Origin of the sequence: Morganella sp. HMSC11D09, assembly GCF_001807955.1 — a bacterium.
In the GTDB taxonomy this organism is placed as follows: domain Bacteria; phylum Pseudomonadota; class Gammaproteobacteria; order Enterobacterales; family Enterobacteriaceae; genus Morganella; species Morganella morganii.
In genome coordinates, this window is sequence record NZ_KV791656.1 from 1 (window position 1) to 568 (window position 568).

Consider the following 568-nt stretch of genomic DNA (forward strand, 5'->3'; position numbering starts at 1 on the left):
GATGTTGAGGCTGATTTTTCAATGATGTTGTCAGTATCTCGCGGCAAGCGCGTAGAACATCGGGTGAAAAAACTGGAAGTTAATCCGCCCGAAAAAACGCAAAAATCAAATTACGAATTGCTGTCAGATTTCACAGCCAAGGTCGGCGAAATGGAACCTGAGAAATTCGAAAAATCATACCAGTGGCTTAAAAATAAATTCACTGGTGATGCAGAAAACACGGAAAAGTTAGATGTCGTGTACCAGAGCCATAAGGCCGATATGCAGGGACATTAAAACATGGGTGACATGGGCGATATATTCCGCGCAATGCGTGAGGATGCCAAAGAGCGGAAGCAGCAGCGATTAAAAGAAAATACAGGGAAGTTATCAGGGATTGATATTCCGTTTACACAGGACGGAAGCGGAACAATTCATTTTTCAACCCCGGCCGGGAAGGTTCTGTTCTACCCCACCACAAACAAAATTCAGCACAAGAAAAAGGTCACGCGTGGCAATCTGGAAAAGGCTGTCTCGCTGGCTAAAAGTCTTGGTGCATAACCCCACCGTTTCAGGATGAAGCGTAATG

The 568-nt window shown here is 45.1% G+C and carries 1 protein-coding gene and 1 pseudogene; both read left to right on the forward strand.

What is annotated here, in order from left to right; genetic code table 11:
* Positions 1–276, forward strand: a pseudogene (locus tag HMPREF3119_RS19310) (hypothetical protein); the annotation flags it as partial.
* A 3-nt stretch (positions 277–279) separates the two neighbouring features.
* The gene (locus HMPREF3119_RS02130) at positions 280–540 is read left to right on the forward strand and encodes a hypothetical protein (protein ID WP_070578234.1); all 261 of its coding nucleotides are present in this window, start codon (positions 280–282) and stop codon (positions 538–540) included.
* Positions 541–568: the final 28 nt, after the last annotated feature.

Bases quoted from the DNA above. Each gene is read 5' to 3' on its own strand.
- HMPREF3119_RS02130 (WP_070578234.1), top strand. From the start codon at position 280: ATGGGTGACATGGGCGATATATTCCGCGCAATGCGTGAGGATGCCAAA.